The 21,847-nt window shown below is 71.7% G+C and carries 20 protein-coding genes and 1 pseudogene; 7 read left to right on the top strand and 14 right to left on the bottom strand.

The features are described from left to right. Positions 1–248 precede the first annotated feature (248 nt). Together OHT76_RS40605 and OHT76_RS40600 are read left to right on the top strand one after the other, a co-directional pair. Positions 249–983 carry a peptidoglycan-binding protein gene (locus OHT76_RS40605; protein ID WP_328875889.1) on the top strand — a complete coding sequence of 245 codons (735 nt, stop codon included), beginning with the start codon at positions 249–251 and terminating at the stop codon, positions 981–983. Positions 984–992: 9 nt separating this feature from the next. Continuing rightward, positions 993–1,661: a M23 family metallopeptidase gene (locus OHT76_RS40600; RefSeq protein ID WP_328875888.1), complete on the top strand. Its 669-nt coding sequence runs from the start codon at positions 993–995 to the stop codon at positions 1,659–1,661. Positions 1,662–1,726: 65 nt separating this feature from the next. Here OHT76_RS40600 and OHT76_RS40595 read toward each other — a convergent pair whose 3' ends face one another. From OHT76_RS40595 to bdeA, 9 genes and pseudogenes are all read right to left on the bottom strand, one after another. Beyond that, complete coding sequence (locus tag OHT76_RS40595; RefSeq protein ID WP_328875887.1) at positions 1,727–2,587, bottom strand: nuclease; 861 nt, start codon at positions 2,585–2,587, stop codon at positions 1,727–1,729. 187 nt (positions 2,588–2,774) lie between these two features. After that, entirely contained in the window at positions 2,775–4,046 is a 1,272-nt protein-coding gene (locus OHT76_RS40590; protein ID WP_328875886.1) for an ABC transporter substrate-binding protein, read from the bottom strand. Further along, positions 4,043–5,173 (bottom strand): branched-chain amino acid ABC transporter permease, encoded by a 1,131-nt coding sequence (locus tag OHT76_RS40585; protein WP_328875885.1) that lies wholly within the window; start codon positions 5,171–5,173, stop codon positions 4,043–4,045. The genes OHT76_RS40590 and OHT76_RS40585 overlap by 4 nt, the downstream gene beginning before the upstream one ends. Next, entirely contained in the window at positions 5,166–6,062 is an 897-nt protein-coding gene (locus tag OHT76_RS40580; RefSeq protein ID WP_328875884.1) for a branched-chain amino acid ABC transporter permease, read from the bottom strand. Before OHT76_RS40580 ends, OHT76_RS40585 begins: the two co-directional genes overlap by 8 nt. Further along, positions 6,059–6,859: an ABC transporter ATP-binding protein gene (locus tag OHT76_RS40575; RefSeq protein WP_328875883.1), complete on the bottom strand. Its 801-nt coding sequence runs from the start codon at positions 6,857–6,859 to the stop codon at positions 6,059–6,061. Before OHT76_RS40575 ends, OHT76_RS40580 begins: the two co-directional genes overlap by 4 nt. Beyond that, positions 6,856–7,638 carry an ABC transporter ATP-binding protein gene (locus tag OHT76_RS40570; protein ID WP_328875882.1) on the bottom strand — a complete coding sequence of 261 codons (783 nt, stop codon included), beginning with the start codon at positions 7,636–7,638 and terminating at the stop codon, positions 6,856–6,858. Before OHT76_RS40570 ends, OHT76_RS40575 begins: the two co-directional genes overlap by 4 nt. A 195-nt stretch (positions 7,639–7,833) precedes the next feature. Further along, entirely contained in the window at positions 7,834–9,111 is a 1,278-nt protein-coding gene (locus OHT76_RS40565) for a helix-turn-helix domain-containing protein (RefSeq protein WP_328875881.1), read from the bottom strand. 202 nt (positions 9,112–9,313) lie between these two features. After that, positions 9,314–10,759 (bottom strand): annotated as a pseudogene (locus OHT76_RS40560) (helix-turn-helix transcriptional regulator); the annotation flags it as partial. Between the two features lie 141 nt (positions 10,760–10,900). After that, positions 10,901–11,803: a bis(hydroxyethyl) terephthalate hydrolase gene (gene bdeA / locus OHT76_RS40555; protein ID WP_328875880.1), complete on the bottom strand. Its 903-nt coding sequence runs from the start codon at positions 11,801–11,803 to the stop codon at positions 10,901–10,903. 238 nt (positions 11,804–12,041) lie between these two features. Here bdeA and OHT76_RS40550 point away from each other — a divergent pair, with 238 nt between their 5' ends. Beyond that, positions 12,042–12,923, top strand: coding sequence for a Gfo/Idh/MocA family protein (locus tag OHT76_RS40550; protein ID WP_328875879.1), 882 nt, complete (start codon positions 12,042–12,044; stop codon positions 12,921–12,923). Between the two features lie 10 nt (positions 12,924–12,933). Here OHT76_RS40550 and OHT76_RS40545 read toward each other — a convergent pair whose 3' ends face one another. Further along, entirely contained in the window at positions 12,934–13,257 is a 324-nt protein-coding gene (locus OHT76_RS40545; RefSeq protein ID WP_328876740.1) for a hypothetical protein, read from the bottom strand. 68 nt (positions 13,258–13,325) lie between these two features. Continuing rightward, positions 13,326–14,225: a GNAT family N-acetyltransferase gene (locus OHT76_RS40540; protein WP_328875878.1), complete on the bottom strand. Its 900-nt coding sequence runs from the start codon at positions 14,223–14,225 to the stop codon at positions 13,326–13,328. A 212-nt stretch (positions 14,226–14,437) separates the two neighbouring features. Between OHT76_RS40540 and OHT76_RS40535 the strand changes: the two genes are divergently transcribed. Both OHT76_RS40535 and OHT76_RS40530 read left to right on the top strand, forming a co-directional pair. Beyond that, the gene (locus OHT76_RS40535; protein ID WP_328875877.1) at positions 14,438–14,863 is read left to right on the top strand and encodes an OsmC family protein; all 426 of its coding nucleotides are present in this window, start codon (positions 14,438–14,440) and stop codon (positions 14,861–14,863) included. Between the two features lie 47 nt (positions 14,864–14,910). Then, positions 14,911–15,837: a GNAT family N-acetyltransferase gene (locus OHT76_RS40530; protein WP_328875876.1), complete on the top strand. Its 927-nt coding sequence runs from the start codon at positions 14,911–14,913 to the stop codon at positions 15,835–15,837. A 7-nt stretch (positions 15,838–15,844) separates the two neighbouring features. Here the strand turns inward: OHT76_RS40530 and OHT76_RS40525 are convergent, their stop codons facing one another. After that, positions 15,845–16,603 carry a hypothetical protein gene (locus OHT76_RS40525; protein ID WP_328875875.1) on the bottom strand — a complete coding sequence of 253 codons (759 nt, stop codon included), beginning with the start codon at positions 16,601–16,603 and terminating at the stop codon, positions 15,845–15,847. Positions 16,604–16,809: 206 nt separating this feature from the next. Between OHT76_RS40525 and OHT76_RS40520 the strand changes: the two genes are divergently transcribed. Further along, positions 16,810–17,991: a glycoside hydrolase family 64 protein gene (locus OHT76_RS40520; RefSeq protein WP_328875874.1), complete on the top strand. Its 1,182-nt coding sequence runs from the start codon at positions 16,810–16,812 to the stop codon at positions 17,989–17,991. 3 nt (positions 17,992–17,994) lie between these two features. On the opposite strand, the gene OHT76_RS40515 is transcribed toward OHT76_RS40520, so the two are convergent. Next, the gene (locus OHT76_RS40515) at positions 17,995–20,235 is read right to left on the bottom strand and encodes an MMPL family transporter (protein ID WP_328875873.1); all 2,241 of its coding nucleotides are present in this window, start codon (positions 20,233–20,235) and stop codon (positions 17,995–17,997) included. A 193-nt stretch (positions 20,236–20,428) separates the two neighbouring features. Here OHT76_RS40515 and OHT76_RS40510 point away from each other — a divergent pair, with 193 nt between their 5' ends. Beyond that, positions 20,429–20,632, top strand: coding sequence for a hypothetical protein (locus OHT76_RS40510; RefSeq protein WP_328875872.1), 204 nt, complete (start codon positions 20,429–20,431; stop codon positions 20,630–20,632). Positions 20,633–20,640: 8 nt separating this feature from the next. Here the strand turns inward: OHT76_RS40510 and OHT76_RS40505 are convergent, their stop codons facing one another. After that, positions 20,641–21,771, bottom strand: coding sequence for a sulfite oxidase (locus OHT76_RS40505; RefSeq protein ID WP_328875871.1), 1,131 nt, complete (start codon positions 21,769–21,771; stop codon positions 20,641–20,643). Positions 21,772–21,847: the final 76 nt, after the last annotated feature.

Raw genomic sequence — 21,847 nt, 5'->3', positions numbered from 1 at the left:
CCGCCTCACGAGCAGTGTGCCGCCCGGGCGCGCCCTCCGACAGGGCGTGTCGTCACCAGTTTCAGCTCCGCGTGCACACCGTGCAACTCGAACACCTGCCCGCGACCGCGTCGATGATGGCACGGTGACGCCGCGCTGACACCGTTTGCGTACCTTCGAACAAGGAGATCGCCTTCTACTACGTCAACTACCACGTCGACTGACGATCCGATCGGCCGGTAGCAGGGGAAGACCGGGAGCGAGCGGTGATGGTCGCTTTGTCCAACGTCCAGTTGTCCAACGTCCGGTTCGGTAAACGGAACGAGGACGTACGCATCGTGCAGCAGGCGCTCATCAAGCGGGGCCGTGAGATCCCCGACGGCGCCACCGGCCTGTTCGGTGAGCAGACCAAGAACGCCTACCAGGCCGAGCAACTTGCCCAGGGTTTCCAGGGAACCGACGCCGACGGCATACCGGGCCCCACCTCCCTGGCCGAACTCGGCCGCCGCAGCGGCCTGTTCCGCCTCGACGACGGGTCCGTGCCGTCGGGCGGCGCGGGAAAGCTCACCCTCGCACAGGTCACCTTCCGTGATCCCGACGACGATTCCGGTGAGGCGGCCATGCGGGCCTATGCCCGCAAGGCGTGCGAACTGACCGGCATGGAACCGGAGTTCGGCGTCCCGGCGCTGTCCACCATCGCCAAGCGCGAGTCCGCCTCGAACCACCCCAGATTCCGGGTGAACACGACGGACATGAACGCGACTGGCCGGAAGGCCGCCGACGGGCACCCTCTCAACTGCTCCCGGGGTGCCACGCAGTGCATTCCGGCCACGTTCGCCACCTACCACCAGGCGGGCACCGCCACCACACCGTACGACGTGGTCGCCTGTATGTGCGCCACGGTCAACTACGTGCGCCACCGCTATCGCGTGAACGAGTCCGGCTCGAACTTCGCCGCCCGCGTCCAGCAGGCCGATCCGCGCCGGGCGCCCCACTGGTATTAGGAGTCCCCCATGGTCGCTGTGTCCAACGTCCGGTTCGGCAAGAAGAACGACGACGTGCGCATCGTGCAGCAGGCCCTCATCAAGCGGGGCCACCGGATCGACGAGGTGACCGGCTACTTCGGCCGCCAGACCAAGGAGGCGTACGAGGCGGAGCAACGCAAGCAGGGCTTCAAAGGAACCGACGCCGACGGCATACCGGGTCCCACTTCCCTGGCCAACCTCGGCCGTATCACCGGCCTGTTCCGCGTCGACGGCGAGCCGACGCGTCGCGGCAAGGGCAAGGTCGCCTCACCTGTGCCGGGCCGCAAGGTCACCTTCGGGTTCTTCCAACGCGGCCCCTACGCCTGGAAGCCCGACGGCTTCGGCCGGCACACCGGCCAAGACTTCGCCGCCCCCTCCGGTGCCCCCGTGGTCGCCGTACGCGGCGGGAAGGTCGCCTGGTCGAACGGCCAGGGCGGCGCGTACGGCCAGTGGATCGGCCTCGCCGCGGACAACGGCCATGTCTACACCTACAGTCACCTCTCGCAACGCCAGGTGAGGGCTGGTCAGCGAGTCTCCGCCGGTCAGCAGCTCGGCAGGGTCGGCAGCACGGGCAATTCCAGCGGGCCGCACCTGCACTTCGAGATGTCGAAGGGCGGCTCCTGGTCCTACGGCAGTGTCGCGAAGCCCACTTGGTGAACCGGGCGCCGGCATGACAGGCCACTGGCACGGTTCCGTGCCAGTGGCCCGCCCGCACCCTCGTGTCAGGCGTCCTCGAAGAGCAGGTCCTCGGGGGGATGCGTCATGCGGATGGTCTGGCCGTTGGTGAGCTCCACGACACGATGCAGGCCCACGCACCGCTCACCGGTGGACAGGACCGAGTACCGGTCCCCGACGCCGGCCAGGAAGGCCGGAGAGCAGGACATCGGCATACCGAGGCGGAGGTAGTCGACCAGCCGGCGGAACAGCTTCGGCACGATCACGACGTCGTCCGTCAGGGAGGCCAGTCCGGTGATTTTCGCGCCGCTCAGAGTGGCGTCGCTCGGCCACAGGCCCCGGCCCTCGTCCCGGGCCTGCTTCGACACCGTGGCCAGCTCGACCCGCAGGCTGGTGAACAGGGTGCGGTAGAAGGTCGGGTACGCCAGGCCCTGGGTGAGCAGATGGTGGTTGACGGTCGTACGCAGTACGGCTTCGTCGACGTCGATCTCCAGGCCGCTCGTGCCGGGGGCCGTTCCGCGTCCCGCGAGGGCGATGCAGCGGCCGTGGACATCGGCACCACGGGTGAGCACAAAGCCGGGGACCGTCTCCGGGGTGGTCGCGGTCACGGTCTCGTCGGGGCGGCGCTGGACGTCGGTGAAGCCCAGCCAGCGCAACAGCTCGTCACGCGCGGCATGGGCGAACTGGAGCGGCTGGTGGACCCGGCTCGGGCCGTAGTGCGTCTCCAGTGTGTCGACCGCGTCCAGCCGCAGCTTCGCGCGGCCCACCGCGCTGTGCTCGACGGCGCGCCCGAGCCCACCGCCGACAAGGCTCCACTGCGTCGGGTCGGCGGCCGTGAAATGCACCGTGTCCCCGTCCGGCTGCGAGCCCTTGATGTCGTAGAACCCCTGGATCAGAAGCATGGGCATGGCGACTCCTCAACCGTGGAACGGTGCTCGATGCCAGCCGAAAACTCCCCCGATTCCGATGGTGCACCCGAATCGGGGGTTCCGCACCTTTCAGGGGATACGTCCAGCACCGGCGGCGTTCCTCGGCCGTACCGCCGTATCCCGGTCCACGGTGCCACCACGGCACCGCAGACCGGGTGACGTACCGTCAGGAACCCTTCGAGGCCAGGTACTCCTCCACTCCGGGCGCCTCGTGCGCCTCCTCGACGTTCACCATGGCGCCGACCGCCTTGGCGTCGGGCTTGAGCACATAGGTGGAGCGGCTCGCCGGCTGCGCCACGTCGGAGAAGTCCTGCGCGGTGCCGAGTCCGGCGTCGGCGTTCTTCTGCGAGCGGTGCGCGGCGACCACGTCCGCCCGGGCGAGGCTGCCCCCCTCGCAGGCCTTCTTCAGGTCGGCGCCCATCAGTTGGGCGGCGTTGTAGCCGGAGAGCACCCCGGAGTCGACCAGCGCGCCCGGGTACTTCTTCTGGTAGGAGGCGACCATCTTCTTCACGCCGGGCACGTCAGCACTGACGGCCGGGGCCGCGCTCACCACGTGCAGCATGGCCTCCAGGGCGGCCGCCGCGGGCGTCTTCATCAGCTGCGGGGCGTAGCCGGGGGCGCTGCTGACGACGGGGACCTGCAGCCCGCGGGAGGCGGCGACGCCGACCAGCGAGGCGGTCTGGGCGGGTCCGGCGCTGATCAGGATCGCCTTGACGCCCGCCTTGCGCAGCGCCGAGACCTGGGCGGACAGGTCGGTGTCGGTGGCCTTGATCTTCTGGCCCACGACCTTCAACCCGGCCTTCTTCGCGGCCCATTCGGAGCCTTCGAGGGCGTTCGCCCCGTAGTCGCCCTCGAAGTAGACATGGCCGATGGTGTCGCCCTTGGCCAGGCCCTTGGTGCGGGTGAGGAAGTCGACGGCGGCGATCATGTCGACGTCGTAGGTGGTGCCGAGCACCTGCACGGAGTCCTTGCCGAGCAGGGAGGCAGCCCAGGCCTGCGGGAAGGTGAGCACCTCGTCCCGTTCGATGTCGTCGAGCAGGGCCGCGACCACCGGCGATCCGATGACCTGGGGCAGCGCCACCACGTCCGGGGCTATGTCGGCGTAGGCGGTGACCGCCTTCTGCACGTCGTAGCCGTGGTCCTTGACGACGATCTCGACCTTGCGGCCGCAGATGCCGCCCTTGGCGTTGGTCTCGTCGGCCCACATCTGCTGGGCCTGCACGATGGACTTGCCGAGGGTGGCGTAGGGGCCGGTCAGATCCGTCAGGGCGCCCAGCTTGATGGTCTTGTCGGTGACCCCGGGCCCGGCCTTGACGCCGTCGGCGCCGTCCGCGGCGCTGTCGCCGTCCGCCTTGGAGCTACAGCCGGTGCCCGCGAGGAGCAGGGCCGTCAGGGCGGCGGCCAGAACCGTCCTGGTGCGGTGCGTAGGGTGATTCACGGTGTCGGCTCCTTGGCTCGTACAGCTGAGGCGGGTGATGGGGTCTCGGTCGCGGGGTCCGCGTCCTTGGGTACGGCCCGTCGGCGCTGGATCCGGGCGCGGGCGCGCCGGACCATGCCGTGCAGTCCGTCGGGGGCGAAGAGCAGGATCAGGACGATCGCCGCTCCGTAGAGGTAGCGGGCCGCCTCGGTGGGGCCGACCGCTCCGTCGGTGGTGCCGGGGGCCGCCACCAGGGGCAGCTGGTCGGCGTAGCGGGTCATCAGCAGGGGCAGCGCGGTGACGAAGACGGCTCCCGCGGTGGCTCCGGCGACCGAGCCGAGACCGCCGATGACGATCATGGCGAGGTAGTCGACCGAGAGGGCCAGGGAGAAGTAGTCCGGCACGACCCGGCGGAAGGCGAGGGCGAGCATCACCCCGGCCAGGCCCGCGTACATGGAGGAGACCACGAAGGCCGCCGAGCGGTAGCGGGCGACGTGCACGCCCATCACCGCGGCCGCGGTCTCGCTGTCGCGCAGCGCCACCAGTGCCCTGCCGGGGCGTCCGAGCCGCAGGCCGCGGGCGGTGAACCAGGTGAGCGCGAACAGCGCGAGGCCCAGGTACCACAGCCGTTCCTCGGCGCCGAACGGCACGCCCAGCAGCGTCATCTCGGGGTCGGAGGCGGTGAAGGAGAAGCCGCCGAGCTCCAGGGGCGGCACCGAGCGGCCGTTGAAGCCGCCGGTGATCGAGTCCGCGGTGAGCAGGACATGGTGGCCGAGGAAGACCAGGGCGAGGGTGGCGACGCCGAGGTAGATCCCGCGCACCCGGCCCGCGACCGGACTGAACAGACCGCCCGCGGCCCCGGCGAGCAGCACCGCGAGGACGACGGCGACGGCGGGTGGCAGGCCCGGGCCGGGCTCTCCGGCGAGCCAGACATAGCCGTAGGCGCCGACGGCGAGGAAGAAGGCGTGGCCGAGGGAGAGCTGGCCCGCGGTGCCGGCCAGCAGTCCGAGGCCCACGGCGCCGACGGCGGCGGCCATGGAGAACAGGCCGATGCGCAGCCAGAATGCGTCCAGGTAGAAGGGCAGGGCGCACAGCAGGACGACCAGCAGGACGGTCCAGGCGCGGTAGCGGCGCAGGAAGTCAGACACGGGCCGCTCCCTTCGCGCCGAACAGCCCGTTGGGCCGTACCAGGAGGACGAGGACCATCACCGCATAGGGCGCCACATCGCCGAACCCTTCGCCGAGGACGTGCAGTTCGGTCTGGTATCCGGCGACGAGCGCCTCGGTCAGGCCGATCAGGAGGCTGCCGGCGAGGGCGCCGGGCGGGGAGGCCATGCCGCCGAGGATGGCGGCCGGGAAGGCCTTCAGGGCGATCTGTCCGGTCGTACGCTCAAGGCCCGGGGCCGGGAAGGCGGCGAGGAACACCGCGGCCAGCGCGGCGAGTCCGCCCGCCAGGCACCAGGCGAGGGTGCGCATCCGCACCAGCCGTACGCCCATCAGCGCGGCGGCCTCCATGTCCTCCGCCGAAGCCCTGAGCGCCAGGCCCCAGTTGGTGTACCGGAAGAGGGCGAACACGCCGGCGATGACGACGGTGGAGACCACGATCGCGGCGAGGCGGCTGTCGGCCACCGTGATGGGGCCGAGGCCGCTCACCGAGTCGCCCCAGGGGTCGCCGAGGGTGAGCAGGTCGCCGCCGATGCGACGGGACAGGTCGGTGAGGATGACGATGTCGACGCCGATCGTCACGATCGTCTGCACATGGGCGGCCTGCGGATCCTGTCCGCCGACCTGGAGCAGGAACCGGTCCATGAGCCCGGCCACGGCCGCCGTGACCAGCACGGACACCGCGAGGGCGCCCGCGAAGCCGAGGTCTTCGTGGAGTACGGCGGTGAGGTAGCCGCCGAGCAGGAGCAGGGAGCCGTGGGCGAAGTTGATGACGCCCGAGGCCTTGAAGATGATGACGAAGCCGAGGGCGACCAGGGCGTAGACCGAGCCCAGGGCGAGGCCGTTGAGGACGTTGTCGAGGAAGCCGGTCATGCCGCGTCCTCCCCGGTGGCCTCGGTGCCGAGGTAGGCGCGCAGCACCTCGGGGTCGCGGCGGACCTCGTCGGGGGTGCCGTGGGCGATGACGCGGCCGAAGTCGAGGACGGTGACCTCGTCGGCGAGCCGCATCACCAGGCCCATGTCGTGCTCCACCAGCACGACGGACAGGCCGAGTTCGGCGCGCACGGCGCGGATCGTCTCGGCGGTGCGGGCCCGTTCGGCGGCGTTCATACCGGCCACGGGTTCGTCGAGCAGCAGCACACTGGGCTCCAGACAGAGGGCGCGGGCGAACTCCACGCGTTTGCGGTCGCCGTAGGACAGCAGCGCGACCGGGGAGTCGAAGTGCTGGCCGAGGCCGGTGAGCTCGGCGATCTCGCGGGCCCGGGCGAGGTGCTCGCGCTGTTCGCGCACGGCGCTCGGCAGGCGCAGCGCGCTGGCGGCGAAGCCCGCGCGGGACAGGATGTGCCGGCCGAGCATCAGGTTGTCGGCGACCGTTCCTTCGGTGGTGACGATGTTCTGGAAGGTGCGGGCCACTCCCAGGGCGGCGATGCGGTGCGGGGCGAGGCGGGTCAGGTCGGTGTCGCCGAGGCGGACGGTTCCGGAGGCGGGGCGGTACAGCCCGGACAGCACGTTGAAGCAGGTGGACTTGCCGGCGCCGTTGGGCCCGATGATGGCGTGCACGGTGCCCGGGACGACCGTGAAGGACACGGAGTCCAGGGCGGTGAGCCCGGCGAACCGGACGGTGACGTCCCGTACGTCGAGCACGGGCGGTGCGGTGGTGCGGTCGTTCACGCGGCCCCCTGACCGTCGGCGGTCTCGCCCAGGTACAGCCGCCGTACGGCGTCCGTGCGGGCGAGTTCGTCGGCCGCCCCGGACAGCCGGATCTCGCCGACCTCCAGGACATAGGCGCTGTCCGCGAGGGAGAGCGCCATGCCGGCGTTCTGTTCGACCAGGAGCACGGCGGTGCCCTGGGTGTGGATCTCCCGGACGACCTCGGCGATCCGGGCCACCATCTGCGGGGCGAGGCCCAGGGACGGCTCGTCCAGCAGGAGCAGCCGGGGGGCCGCCATCAGGGCGCGGCCGATGGCGAGCATCTGCTGCTCTCCGCCGGACAGGAGCCCCGCGGCCTGGTGAGTGCGTTCCGCGAGCCGCGGGAACAGGGTGAACACGCGGTCGCGGGATTCGCGTACCAGGGCGGGACTGCGGCGGCCGAGGCCGAGGCCGCCGGTGCGGAGGTTCTCGTCGACCGTGAGCCCGGCGAACACGCGCCTGCCCTCCGGGACCTGGACGACGCCGGCGCGCACCGCGGCGACCGGGTCGCGGCCGTCGAGTTCCGTGGCGCCGTAGCGGATGCGGCCGGCGGTGACCGCGCCGCGGTGCAGGCGCAGGGTGCCCGAGACGGCCCGCAGCAGGGTCGTCTTGCCCGCGCCGTTGGCGCCGAGCAGGGCGACGACGCCGCCGTGCGGGACGGTCAGCGACACGGAACGAAGGGCGGACAGGGCACGGCCGTAGGTCACGTCGAGGCCTTCGACGTGCAGGGCCGGTTCCTCGTCCGGTGGTGCTTCGGGCATCACGGCTCCTCGGATCCGTGCCGCAGGGGCACGGGCTTCGGGGGAAGGGGAGCTCACGACAGCACGGGCGCGGGCGCGTGGAACAGGGCTGGGGGCGGGGTCGCTGCGTGGTCCCAACCGGGGAGGGTGGGGGTTGTGCGGGTGCCCAGGGTGGGGGTGGAGCGGGGTTGCCGAAGGGGCGGCCCGGGCAGTGGCTCAGCGCAGGAGTCGCCGCGCCGTCAGCGCCAAGCTGATCTCCACCACGTCCAGGGGGCGGGCCAGGGAGCGCCCAGTGAGCTGTTCGCAGCGGCGCAGGCGGTTAAGGACGGTGTTGCGGTGGCAGTACAGGCGCTCGCCCGCGCGCTGGGCGGAGCCGTCGCAGGACAGCCAGGCGGACAGGGTGTCCAGGAGGACGTCCCGGTCCGCGGGCTCCAGCCGGAGCAGCGGCCCAAGGACCTGGTCGGCGAGGGTCGTGCCGAGTTCGGGGCACGAGACGACCAGGGCCTCGGGGAGGTGTTCCGTCAGCCGGATCGTGCCGCCCGCTTGCGGGCAGATGCTCAGCGCGAGATCCGCGAGCTGCCGGGCGTCGCCCACCGCGGCCAGGCCCGTGACCACGCTGCCGACGCCGGCCTTGCTGCCCGGGGCCAGGTCCAGGCCCTCCAGCGGGTCGTCGTCGCCCTCCGGATCCTCGTCGCCGACCAGGACGATGCCGTAGTCCACTTCCACTCCTGTGTGCCAGTGCACGCGCGTGCCGGGCGGTACGGCGGAGGCGCGGGCGCCCGAGGGGCCCGGGGGCCGTCCGCCGGCGACCGCGACGACGACGTACCGGCCGTGTTCCGGCAGGTCCAGGCCCTCGGCGGTCTCGGGCAGGTCGGCGATACGGCTGGTGCCGTCGAGGAGGGCGGCCGCGAGCAGCCGTACCCGGTTCTCGCGCCGCCAGGCCAGCTGTCGCTCGGCCTGCCGGTAGGCGTCCGCGACGAGGGTGCAGTGCTCGTCGACGAAGTTCCACACGTCGGTCGCCACATGGACGAGCAGCCGTACGTCCTCGGGTGCCGTCCGGGAGGTCTCCTCCACCAGCCGCTGCCACACCAGGGACCCGCCGAGCCGGAACGCGTGCAGCAAGGCGTCGAGCGGCACGCCCTGCTCGGCACGGCGCACGCCGATCTTCCAAGAGCAGCGGCGGGCCGCGTCCCGGTTGCCGCGCGGGTCGAGCAGCGACATCACACTGTGCCGCAGTGAGCGGTGCACCTCCTGCCAGGTGCCCGCGTAGTCGGTCTCCAGCGCGGTCCGGTAGGCGGTCTCCTGCTCCTGGACGAGGGCCACCAGCCGGTCGGTGAGGTCCGGCAGGTCGTCGATCAGGACGCGCGCGGCCCGGTGCAGGACACGCAATGCGTCGGCGTCGATCAGCGACCGCCCGCGCCGCGCGTTCCGCGGCTGCGGAACGGGCACCGGTCCGGTGCGGATCATCGCGCGTGTCCGTACGGCAGGATGCATCGCGGTCCTCCCACAAGCTCGGACTCCCGGCGGTGCGCTCGTGCCGGGAGACTCTGCGGTGTCCGGTCACCCGCGTCGCCCGTACGGCGGCGGCGGCCGCCCGACTCGTCCTGCCCCGAAGGATGACATACCGTCCGGTCGGTCCCTAGGGTTGTGCACCGCTCTTTTTCCTCCCGCCTCCCACAGATCCGCACGTCGGCGGTCACCGGCCGTGCTGATCGACCAGGCGCGCGAGCTCCATCCGGGACCTCACGCCGAGCGTGGCGAAGACGTTGCGCAGGTGGTAGTCGACCGTGCGGGTGCTGACGGCGAGCCGCAGCGCGACCTCCCGGTTGGTGGCGCCCTCGGCGACATGGCGGGCGATCCGCAGTTGCTGCGGCGTCAGCCGCGCCAGCTCACCGCCCGCCCCCTCGTGCCCGGCGGCCCCATTGGCCCGCAGCTCCCCCCGCGTCTGCTCCGCCCACGCCCGGGCCCCGCACCGCTCGAACCCCACCAGCGCGGCCCCGAGCCGCACCCGCGCCTCCCGCAGCCGCCTTCGGCGCCGCAGCCATCTGCCGTGCAGCAGCTCGGTGCGGGCCCGCTCGAAGTCCCCGCCGGTCTCGTCGTGCAGAGCCAGCGCCCGCAGATACAGCTCGTCGGCACATTCGGCGGGCGCGAGCAGCGCACGGCAGCGGGCGAGTTGAGCGGGCGCATGCGGATCGGCACCGAGCGCGGCCCACCCGGCGAAGTCTTCTACGACGGCCCGCGCGTCCTCGGGCCGCCCGGCGAACACCGCCGCCTCCACGAAGCAGGGCACGGCGAGCATCCAGACGGCGAAGTGACCGCGCCGCACGCCCGGCAGTACCAGCGGGCCGAGCCGGTCGGCGGCGTCGAGGGGACGGCCGCAGCCCAGGTCGGTCCGGGCCACCGCCCACTGCGCCAGCGTCGCCGCCTGCGCCAGGCCGTGCCGTCGGGCCGTGGTCAGGGCGGCCGTCGCGTGCCCCGCGACGGTGCTCGTCTCACCGACGATCGAGGCGGCCAGCGCCAGCATGGCCTGGTGGTGTGCCGCCGTGTTCCGTCGGCCGGCCCGCAGTGCGGTCCGTACCCCTTCTTCCGCGTGGGTGCGCGCCTGGGCGTGCCGTCCGGCGCGCAGCTCGGCGTAGGCCAGGTATTCCAGGGCCCGGGCCTGAAGGGACGCGGAGTTCCGGGCCGCGGCGAGGGCGCGGGCGCCGGCCCGGCGGGCGACGACGACATCGCCGAGCAGCAGGGCGGCCGTCGCGCAGCGCAGCAGGTGTTCGGGCCGGTCGTCCTGGTGGTCGATCACGCGCCGCAGGGGGACCGCCGCCCGGTCGGGGCGCCTCTCCAACAGGGCCTTCATGCCCGCTCGGTAGTCCCCCACGACATCGTCGCCGACGGGTTCCCCCAGCGCCTTGAGGCACCCCGTCACATCACCGGCCGCCCAGGCCGCGTCCACGGCGGCGAGCCGTGCGGCCTCCGCCTGCTCCGGTTCCTCTGCCGCCAACAGCGACGCGGCCAGCAGCAGGGTCTCCCGGGCGTCGTCGACGGGCCCGTCCCCTAACTGCACCCGCCCACGGGCGAGTTCGGCCCGCCCGCGCTCCGCCGCCCGCACGCTCGTGTCACCGATCATTCCCGCGAGGTTACTTACGCGTAACGCCGTGCGGAAGCCACTCACCCAGGCCCCAGGGGCCGCGAATTGGGCCTGTGAGCTGCGGTTGTGCACGTTGTGGGCGGGAAACGGACTGTGCCGCCGCCCAGAGTTTCCGGGCGGCGGCCGTGCGGGGGCACAACGTCATCCGGTGTGGGGGCAGTTGCCCCGGTACTCCTCGATGGTCAGGCTCGGGCGGGGCAGCGGACACAGGAACTGCTCATAGCGGGTGTCGTTGTCGATGAACCGCTTGAGCCAGGAGACGCTGTACTTCGCGATCGTCGTGTCCGACGAGTTGGGCGTGAAGTGGGTGGCGCCGTTCAGCTCCAGATAGGCGCGGTCCAGGCTGGACGGCAGGCTCGTGTAGAACGGCTCGGAGTGGCTGGCGACCGGGGCGATCGTGTCGCCGTCGGCGCCGACGATCAGCGTGGGTGTGCTGAGCTCGGGCCAGGTCTTGTCGGTATTCCAGGGCGTGAGCGGGATCGCCGCCTGGAGGGAGGGGCGGGACTTCGCGGCTTCCAGGCTGCCCCCGCCGCCCATGGAGTGGCCCATGACGCCGAGCCTCGTGCTGTCGACGCGTGCGCGCACCGAGCTGCGCTGCGTCAAGTAGTCCAGTGCGGCGAGGAGTTGGCGGCCACGGGAGTCGGGCTGGTCGAGGGTGGAGTTCGTGTCGATGGTGAACACCACGAAGCCCTGGGAGGCCAGGCGCGGGCCCAGCCAGGCGATCGACGACTGGTAGGCGGTGTAGCCGGGCGAGATCGCCACCGCGCCGAAGGTGCCGTCGCTGGTGCTGGTCGGGTAGTAGATCGTGCCGCCGCCGAACCCGGTGACACCGAGGGAGGAGACGGACGTCTGGGAGACGGCGTACGGGCCGCGGGCCGCCTCGATACTGGCCGTGGTCGGCGCGGGGCCGCGCTCGTAGGGGTTGTCCGCCGCGTGGGCGCCGGGCCCGGCGAGGGTGCCGAGCCCGAGGACCGCGGCGAGCGCCGCCGCGGCTGCGGCGAGTCTTCCGGCCCTGCGGGGCCTGATGTGGGGGTGGACCTGCACGACGAGTCGTCCTCTCTGTCGTGGCGGACGGTCGGCACGGGAGCACCGCACCGGCGGGCACCGCCGTTGGACTGGCGGTGCCACTGTGGGTGTCCGGTCCGGCGCCGGGGACCGGCAAAGTCACCGGTCTCGTGCGCCCGCGTTCGGCCCTGCCGTTCCCGACCCGGCTTGCCCCGGGCCCGGGTCGGTGTGAAACGCTCGATCGTCATCCGTTACGGCAGCATGGAGAGGCGACGGTATGCGCATCGGACTGCTCGGCACCGGCCCGTGGGCGCAGCTGGCCCACGCCCCGGCCCTCAGCGAACACCCGGGGGTCGACTTCGTCGGGGTGTGGGGCCGCCGCGCGGACGCGGCGAAGGACCTCGCCGCCCGCCATGACATCCGGGCCTACGACGATGTCGACGCCCTGCTCGCCGATGTGGACGCCGTCGCCGTGGCGCTGCCGCCGTCCGTCCAGGCCGAGCTTGCGGTGCGGGCCGCGCGGGCGGGCTGTCATCTGCTGCTGGACAAGCCGCTGGCGACGACGGTCGAGCAGGGACGGGCGGTGGTCGAGGCGGCCGAGGAGGCCGGGGTCGCTTCGGTGGTCTTCTTCACCACCCGGTTCCAGCCGGAGACCGAGGAGTGGATCACCGAACAGGCCGCCGCGCAGGGCTGGTTCACCGCGCACGCGCAGTGGCTGGGCGCCGTGTTCAACGGCGGCGACAGCCCGTTCGCGAACTCGCCGTGGCGACGGGAGAAGGGCGCCCTGTGGGACGTAGGACCGCATGCCCTGTCCGTGCTGCTGCCGGTCCTGGGCGAGGTGCGCGAGGTCGCGGCGGCCGCGCACGGGCCCGGGGACACCGTGCACCTGGTCCTCGGCCACGCCGGTGGCGCGTCGAGCGCGCTGGCGCTGAGCCTGACCGCCCCGTCGGCGGCGGCCGGGGCCGCCGTGGAGCTGCGCGGTGAGGCGGGGGTGACGCACCTTCCGGCGAGCACGCAGGGTGTGGTGCCGGCGTTCATGCGGGCGACGGACGCGCTGCTGGCCGCCGCCCGCACCGGACAGCCGCACCCGTGCGACGCGGCGTTCGGCCTGCGTGTCACCGAGATCCTCACCGAGGCCGACGCCCTGCTGAACGGCTGAGACAGCGCCCTCACTCCTCGAACGGCTCGTCGCTCCACCGGAACCAGGCCCGGTCTCCCTCGATGTGCAGCAGGAACTCGGCCACGGGTCCGTCCGGGGAGGAGAGGGAGACGCGTCTGCGGATCTCGTCGTAGGCCGCCTCCCACTCCTCCACGTCCTCGTCGACCCGCGCCACCAGGGCGAGTTCGCGGGCGAAGAGGTCACGCACACAGGCATAGGCGGGACCCGGGGTGAAGTGGCCCGACAGCCAGGGGAAGTCGGCCTCGTCGATCGCGATCTCCCCGACCGACTCGTCCCCGCTGCGGATGTGCCACACCGTGCCGTCGAATCCCACCGTGCCTCCGTACGCCGTCACTGTCAGTACCGGATCAGCATGTCATCCGGCACTGACAGTCAGCCCGACTACCGCGTCCCGCCCGGGACATGGAAGTCGATCCGCTCCCGGACCACCGGGTGGCCGGCCTTGGCGAAGTTCGCGGCCATCGGGAAGTTCCCCTGGTCGGTGGCCCCGCTGATGAACTCGGCGCCCTGCTCGACCAGGAAGTGAGTGCACTCCACGAGGAGGTCGTAGGCGTAGCCGCGGCCGCGCTGTTCCGGCAGGACGCCGATGAAGCCGATGATCGGCGAGGTCAGGTTGCGCCCCGGGATGTGGATGCCCACCGGCTCGCCTTCCGGGGTGCGGGCGATCTGCCACCACTCGCGCGGCGAGGGGCACCAGCGGAAGAAGTCCATCTCCTCCTGGGCCGCTTGGTCGAGGCCGCCCTCCTTGATGGCCTTGAGGGCATGGGCGTCCAGCGTGACGGAGTGGATGCGGCGCAGCGCGTCGAAGAACACGGCGTCGTCGGGCTCGGCCTCGAAGACGAGCCGTCCGGGCCGCTCGGGCAGCCCGCACTCCGGCGTCCACCGGTACAGGTAGCGCTCGACAAGAAGTTCATAACCCACCGCGCGAGCAGCCGCGAAGGCGGTGTCCGCCGCGGCGCGCACGGCCGGGATCTCGCGCCAGCCGGCGGGCAGATTGAACTCCAGGTCGACCTGCCACGGGACGGAGCGCAGGAGTTCGGCCCCTGCCTCTTCCTCCCCTTCGGCCACGTCGAACCAGTTGATGTTCAGCGGCTCCGAGTCGTCGGGGCCGCCCCACCAGGCGCCGCGCGCCACGACCTTGCCGTCGCGCAGGGCCACGCGCTTCCAGTCGGGGCGGTGACGGGTGGTGCGGTGTGCCTCGCTCGCGCCCAGCGGGTCGGGCAGGGCGTCGAACAGATGGGCGTCGCTCTCGTCGAGCGTACGGATGACCAGATCGGTCATGGGGATTCCTCCGGGATACAAGCTGCGAACAGCGCTCCCGGTCGGATCACACAAAGCACGCCGGGACTGCGGTGAAGGGAGCGCTGGAGAAGGTGAACTGCATGGCACTCGCCTCCTTCCGTCGTCTCAAGGCGTGGTGATCACACCGTAGGGGCTCTTCCTCGGGTGCGTCCACACATTTTCGGGGGCGGTGCACGATTAGGGTCTGCGGCATGACCGACAACTCCCTGCGCTCCGTCGCCGTCGAGCGGACCGGCCCCGGCCACTTCACCGCCGCCAACGCCCGTGGCGGCACGATCGAGTTCGGCACCGAGGGCGCCGACTTCACCCCGGTCGAGCTGCTGCTCGCCGCGATCGGCGGCTGCACCATGGCCGACGTCGACGTCGCCACCAGCCGCCACGCGGAACCCGACCGCTTCACCGTCACCGTGACCGGCCACAAGGTCAGCGACGAGCAGGGCAACCGGATGACCGACCTGGAGGTCACCTTCTCCGTCTCCTTCCCGGAGGGCGAGGGCGGCGACCGCGCCCGCGCGATTCTTCCCCGGGCGGTGAAGACCTCCCACGACCGGCTCTGCACGGTCAGCCGCACGATCGAGACCGGCACGCCGGTCACGGCCGCCGTCGAAGGCACCTGACCGAAATCCCGTTGCGGTCGCCCCACCCGCCCCCGGACCCTTGCCGCATGCCCTACGTCGTACGCCCCGCCGATCTCGCCGACGCGCCCGCCATCACCGAGCTGCTGAACGCGGTCGATCTGATCGAGATCGGCCGGCCCGAGACCGATCTGCACACCGTCGAGGCCGAACTCAAGCACCCCGAGATCGACCTGTCCCAGGACTCCTGGCTGGCCTTCCACGAGGGCCGGTTGGTGGCGTACGGGCTGGTGTGGGAAGAGTCGGGCGGCGAGCGCGTCGACGCCGACCACTATGTGCTGCCCGACCACCAGGAGGCCGGGCAGCAGCTGTTCGCGGCGATGGAGGCCAGGGCCCTGGCCAAGGCCCGCGAGAACGGCGCCGCCAGGGCCGTGGTCCATCTGCACCTCAACGTCGCGCCCACACTGGACACTTCGCTGATCCAGGCGCGCGGCTGGTCCGTCGTACGGCGCTACCACGTGCTGCACCGACCGGTGGATCCCGCCGAGGACCGGGCCCCGCAGGTGCCGCCCGGGGTACGGCTGCGGGCGTGCGCCGATGAGGCGGACCGCAGGCGCGCCCACGCGCTGAACCAGGCCACCTTCGCCGAGCACTTCGACTTCCAGCCGCGCACCTACGAGCAGTGGCTGCACGACATCGGCGCCGAGAGGATCGACTGGTCGCTGGTGTGGATCGTGAGCACCGAGGACCAGGGAGACGTGGGCTTCCTCCTAGCCCGCGACGACCGCGAGGCCATGGGCTGGGTCCGCGGCATCGGAGTACTGCGCGAGGCCCGCGCCCTGGGCCTCGGCGGCCTGCTGCTTCGCCACGCGTTCGCCGCCTTCGCCGCCCGGGGACGGGACACGGTGGGCCTGGGCGTGGACACCGGCAACACCACCGGCGCGCCTGGCCTGTACGCCCGCCACGGCATGACGGTGCACTACGCCGTCGACACCTGGGAGACGGTCCTGGGCTGACGCCCGCTCAGTACGTGCGGAAGGGATAGTGCGGGTCCTCCCAGCGAGCGGGGCCCGTAAGTCCGATCAGCCGTATGCGGTGCAGGAGTTCCTCGGGTACGTCCAGGTCGCGCAGCCTGCCGGGGGCGTACCGCACCAGCCAGGCCGCGAGTTCGGTGCGCAGCGCATCCTCGTCGTCCCAGGCGTCCCAGGGCAGCAAGTCCCCCAGCAGCTCGTACTCCCACTCGTCGGCGGCCACCGCCAAGTGCCGGTCGGCGACGGGGTGATCGAGCGCCTCCCAGGTATCGAGCCACGGCGTGAGCGTGCCGGATGCCTCGGCGCACAGGGCGAGGAGCTCGTGCACCGGCACGACGGGCTCCGGGTCCGTGAGGCTCTGGCCCCACCATGCGTGCAGGAACTCCCAGACGGCGGCGCTCTGTTGCGTGGGCCACTGGCGCCAGTGTCCGCGCCCGAACGACCGGCCGACCGTGTGCATGCCGAAGATGGGTTCCACCCGGCCGCCGACCAGCTCCCTGGCGAACTGCGGCAGGATCCGGCGCAACACCGCGCCGTGGTCACTCCAGTCGGGGGCGTCCCAAGTGCGGCGCAGCAGGTCCGGGTCCAGCTCCACGTCGGGGATCTTCAACAGCGCGAGCTCGTCCTCGCTGCCCCAGTGGCAGGTGCACTGAGCCTCGTCGCTCCGGGCGGTCATACCGCGGAAGGTGACGGACAGGCCGTCCAGGGCACGGTCGAGTCGGAGCCGTGCGGGAGTGTCGTCGAGGTTCATCGGCAGCCTCAGGGGGACTCCGGGTGGCTTCCGCCAGCCGAAGATCGCGACCCTACCTCCTTTAAGAGACGCTTAGCACACCGTTAAATGGCCGCCGGTTTCTGACGGACCCTCGATTTCCCCGGGGACAGTGAGCATTCTGAGAGCGCTCTCAGGCTGCCGGCGCACCGCCGGCAGACCCCCACAAGTACGTCAGGAGCCCCCACATGACGCCCCGGCACCAGCGCCAACTCGGCCGTCGCAAGGTTCTCTTCGCCCTCGGAGGTGCCGCCGTGGCGGTGCCCGCCGTCGCCGCCGTCGCGCCGCACGCACTCGCGGGCCCCACCGCGGCCGCCGGCCTGCCGCTGACGATCGTCAACGACAGCGGCTCCTTCGACAACGCGAACGTCCACCTCTACATCGTCGGCAACCAGGACGGCCGCCAGGTCCGCGTCACTCCCGACGGCACGCTCGCGCCGATCTCCCTGTCGGACAACGGCCCCGACGGCTTCACCGACTACGCGATCAGCCTCGCGGGCAGCGGTGAGACACGGCTGTCGCTGCCGTACCTGTCCGGGCGGATCTATGTGGCGCTCGGCCAGAAGCTCAAGTTCAAGGCCGTGACGGACGGCAACGGCAACGCGGCGCTCCAGTACCCGGCGGGCTGGGTGACCTCGGATCCCAACTACCCGGTGCTGCACGACTGCGCCGAGTTCACCTACAACTCCTCGGGCATGTTCTGCAACACCACGATGGTCGACATGTTCAGCGTGCCGCTGAGCATCCGGCTGACCGGCGCGAAGGACCAGACGACGGGCACGCTGCGCGCCGGCGGGCGGGCGTCCGTCTTCGCGGCCGTACGGCAGAACGCGGATTTCGCGCGGCTGGTGGTGGATGACACGCGGGTTCTGGCGCCCGGGCACGGGCTGGACGCCGGGCTGTTTCCGAAGGACTACTTCGCGCCGTACATCGACGAGGTGTGGAGCTCGTACACCGGGCGGGATCTCGTCGTCACGACCAATGCCGGGGCGTTCACGGGGCGGGTGCGCGGTGACCGACTGACCTTCGCCGGGCCCGCCGCGGTCTCCTTCGCCCGGCCCTCGACCCGGGACGTGCTCTTCTGCGACGGTGCCCTCGCCGCGCCCAACGACGGTACGACCGGGCCGGTCGCGGCAGTGCTGGGCGCCGGATTCAACCGCTCGACGCTCATCTCGCACCCGTCCCAGCCGACGACCGACCCCGCCACCTTCTACCGGGGCTCGCTCACCAACCACTACTCGGCAGCCCTGCACGCGGCCACCGAGGACGGGCGGGCGTACGGCTTCGCCTTCGACGACGTCGCCGATTTCGCCTCGTACATCCAGGACACGGCCCCGACGGGGATCCGCCTGACGCTCACACCGTTCTAGGGCTCACCCCCGCTGGTGTTCTCCCTCGGCGTCGATGTGCGGGAGGATCCGGTCCAGCCAGCGGGGTGTCCACCAGGCGTGCCGCCCGAGCAGGGTCATCACCGCGGGCACCATCAGCAGCCGCACGACGGTCGCGTCGATCAACACGCTCACGGCGAGCCCCAGTCCGAGCATTTTGACCACGATGTTGTCGCTGACGATGAAAGCGGCGAAGACGCTCACCATGATCAGCGCGGCGCAGGTGATGACCCGGGCGGTGATCTCCAGCGCGTGGGCGACCGAGGCCTTGGCGTCCTGGGTGCGCAGCCAGGCCTCGTGCACCCGGGAGAGGAGGAAGATCTCGTAGTCCATGCTCAGCCCGAAGATGATCGCGAACATCATCATGGGCACATAGCTCTCGATGGGCACTTTGCCGTTGACGCCGAGCGCCGGGCCGCCCCAGCCCCACTGGAAGACGGCGACGACGACGCCGTAGGAGGCGGCGATCGACAGGACGTTGAGGACGGCCGCCTTCACGGCGACCAGGAGTCCGCGGAAGACGGCCAGGATGATCAGGAAGGCCAGCGCGACCACCACGCCGATGATGAGCGGCAGCCGACTGGACACGATGTCACGGAAGTCGACCTGGGCGGCGGTCGTGCCGGTGACATAGCCCTCGGCGTCGGTGCTGGAGAGCGCGTCGGGCAGCGTGTCGTCGACCAAACGGTTGGTCAGGTCGGTGGTGCCGGCGTCCTGCGGAGACGTCTTGGAGTACACGGTGGACAGCAGGACGTCCCCGTCCTTCGTCGCGGTGAGCGGGGTGACCGCGGCGGCCCCGGAGACACCGTCGAGGCTCTTCTGCACCTTCGAGGACAGATCGGAGCGCTGGGAGTCGGGCACCTTGGTCTGGTCCACCACGACCGTCAGCGGGCCGTTGGAGCCGGGGCCGAAGGAGTCGGTCATCAGGTCGTAGGCGCGCCGGTCGGTGAAGGAGGTGGGGTCGGCGCCGTCGCCGATGTGTCCGAGCTGGATGGAGAAGACGGGGATGGCGAGGACCGCGACGGTCGCGACCCCGGCCGCCAGATAGCGCACCGGCCGACGCGCCACGCGCTGCGCGTACCGGTGCCAGGTGCCGTGCGGCGTGGCCCCCGGTTCGGCGTCCGTCTCGGCGACCGGGCGCCGTACCCGGTAGCGGTCGATGCGGGTGCCGATCAGCCCCAGCAGGGCCGGTACGAGCGTCAGGGCGCCCGCGACCGCGGACACCACTGTCACGGCCGCGGCGAGCCCGAGTTTGCCGATGAAGGACACCCCGGACGCGTACAGGCCCGCGAGGGCGACGATCACCGTGCAGCCGGAGACCAGCACAGCACGGCCGCTGGTGGCGGCGGCACGGCCGGCGGCGCGGACCGGGTCGGCGCCGTCCATCAGGTTCTGGCGATGACGCGTGATCAGGAACAGGGCGTAGTCGATGCCCACGCCGAGCCCGATCATCGTGGCCAGAGTGGGTGAGACGGTGGCGAAGGTGAACGCGGCGGCGAGCAGACCGAGGCAGGCGAGTCCGCCGACCACACTGATCAAAGCGGTCACCAGGGGGATTCCGGCCGCGATCACACTGCCGAAGCCGACGAGCAGCACGACGATGGCCACCGCGAAACCGATCAATTCGCTCACCCGGTCATCGGCGGCGGGCCGGGCCAGTTCGCCGAGCGGCCCGCCGTACTCGACCTGCGCCCCGGCCCCGCGCAGCGGCTTCACCGAGTCGTCCACGCCGTCGAGGTAGCTGTCTTCGAGGGTGGAGGGCTGGACGTCGAAGCGGACGGTGATGTAGGCGGTCTTGCCGTCGGTGGACAGCGGCCCGATGTTCGGCTGCTGGCTGCTGGAGGACGCGCTGGTGAGAGGGTTCTGGACGGCCAGGACGTGGTCGAGCTTCTGCAGGTCGCCGACCGTGGTGGACATCTGTGAGTCCAGCGAGGTCAGGGACTTCTGCGCGTCGTGCACGACGATCTGGCTGCTGTAGCCGCCGGCCGCGGGATCGTGCTGTTCCAGCACGTCCAGGCCTTGCTCGGACTGTGACTGGGGCAACGAGAAGTCGTCGGAGTACTCGCCGCCATGGGTGTGGTTCAGGACCTGGAGGGCGGCCAGCGCCACCAGCCAGGCGACGATGACGATCACGCAATGCCGGGCGCATGCTTCCCCGAGCCGCCGCAGCCCCCGTACGGGTCGTGCCCCGCTGTCCTCCCCCGCGTCCTCGCTGGTCGGTGACATGACCTTGGTGTCCTCCGTAGGCCGCCGAGACATGCCTTGTGCCCATTAGACGCCGATTCGATCACCGCGTCATTTCCAGGCCGCGGGCCCCTCCGGATGCACGGCGCGCCAAGGCGTTGAATGGTGATAGCGGACCCCTTGCGCGAGAGCGCCGGGACCGCACCCAGCGATCCGGACCCGAGGAGCAGAAATCATGCCGACGTCACAGCCCGCGTCCGGGCCGTCCGAGGACCGCGCCACCCCGGACGACCTGCTCCACACCCGCACCGGCACCGAAGTCTCGCCGGAGGACCTGGTCCTTGCCTCGGGCAAGGACATCACCCCGCGCAATCTGGAATGGGCCAAGCGGAAGCTGGAGGCGGAGGGACCCGCGGCCCTCGACAAGATGCTCCCCTGAGCAGCCGCTCACCGAAGACCTGCCGGGTCCGGGCACACGGCCCGGACCCGCTGGACGAGGTTGTTGGCGAACCCGCCGCGGTTCCACGGCTGTTCCAGCGGCTGGGTGTGCCCATCGGCGTCGGTGGCCCGCGCGCTCAGCACATGCTCGCCCGGCGTCGCCGTCCAGGCGAACCGCCAGCGCCGCCACGCCCACCGATGCCCGCCCTCGGCCTCCAACTCGGCCGGCTGCCAGCTGTGCCCGCCGTCCGCGCTGACCTCGACGCGTGTCACGGGCGCCCAGCCGGACCAGGCACGGCCGTCCAGCGTCAGCGGTCCCGGCGGGACCACCCGGGTACGGGACATGAAGTCCGGGAAGCCCGGCGGGACGAGCAGGGCCCGCGGAGCGATCCGGGTGACGGGCACGCCCTCGTCGTCGGGCCGCTCCCGGATCCGGTAGGCGACGCGCTGCTGGAACCCCGTGAACGGCTCGTCGACGACGCGGACCTCCCGCAGCCACTTCACCTGCGCCATGCCGTACCAGCCGGGGACGACCAGGCGCAGGGGGCGGCCGTGCTGCGGGGGCAGCGGGGCGCCGTTCATCGCGTGTGCGACCAGGACCTCGGGCTCGGTGCCCAGGGCCACATCCAGGGGCAGGGCGCGCTGGTAGTCCTGTTCGACACCGCGCTCCACGCCGTGGTCGGCGCCGGTGAAGACCACCTCGACGGCATCGCCCCGGACCCCAGCCTCGGCGAGCAGCAGCCGCAGCGGTACGCCGGTCCACTCGGCGGTGCCGACGGCCTCGACGAGCCAGGGCTGACTGACCGGGCGGGGTGTGAGCAGGGCCCGGCCGTTGCCCGCGCACTCCAGCGTGACACGCGTGGTGACCTGGGGAAACGCCCGAAGGTCGGCGAGCTCCAGGCGGAGCGGTCGGCGGACTCGGCCGGCGAGCGTGAGGGGCCAGGGGGTGTGGTCCGGCACGTACGGGATGTCGTAGTGCGTCAGGACGTAGTGCAGGCCCGGCGGGGTGAGGTCGTAGCGCAGGGCTTCGAGCGGCAGGCCGTGGTTTCTGGTGGCGAGCGCGAGTTCGTCCGGGCCGATCGCCTCGTCGGGCGCGGCGAGCCGGGCGGGTGCGCTCGCGTCATCGAGTCGAGCACCCATGCCGCCATTGTCGCGCCGTCGCACTGCCGTGGCTCGTCGGGCCGGTAACTGCCCTGCTCCCGTGGCGCGTTCGCGG

Origin of the sequence: Streptomyces sp. NBC_00287 (assembly GCF_036173105.1) — a bacterium.
In the GTDB taxonomy this organism is placed as follows: Bacteria; Actinomycetota; Actinomycetes; order Streptomycetales; family Streptomycetaceae; genus Streptomyces.
This window is presented reverse-complemented; position numbering and strand designations above follow the sequence as displayed.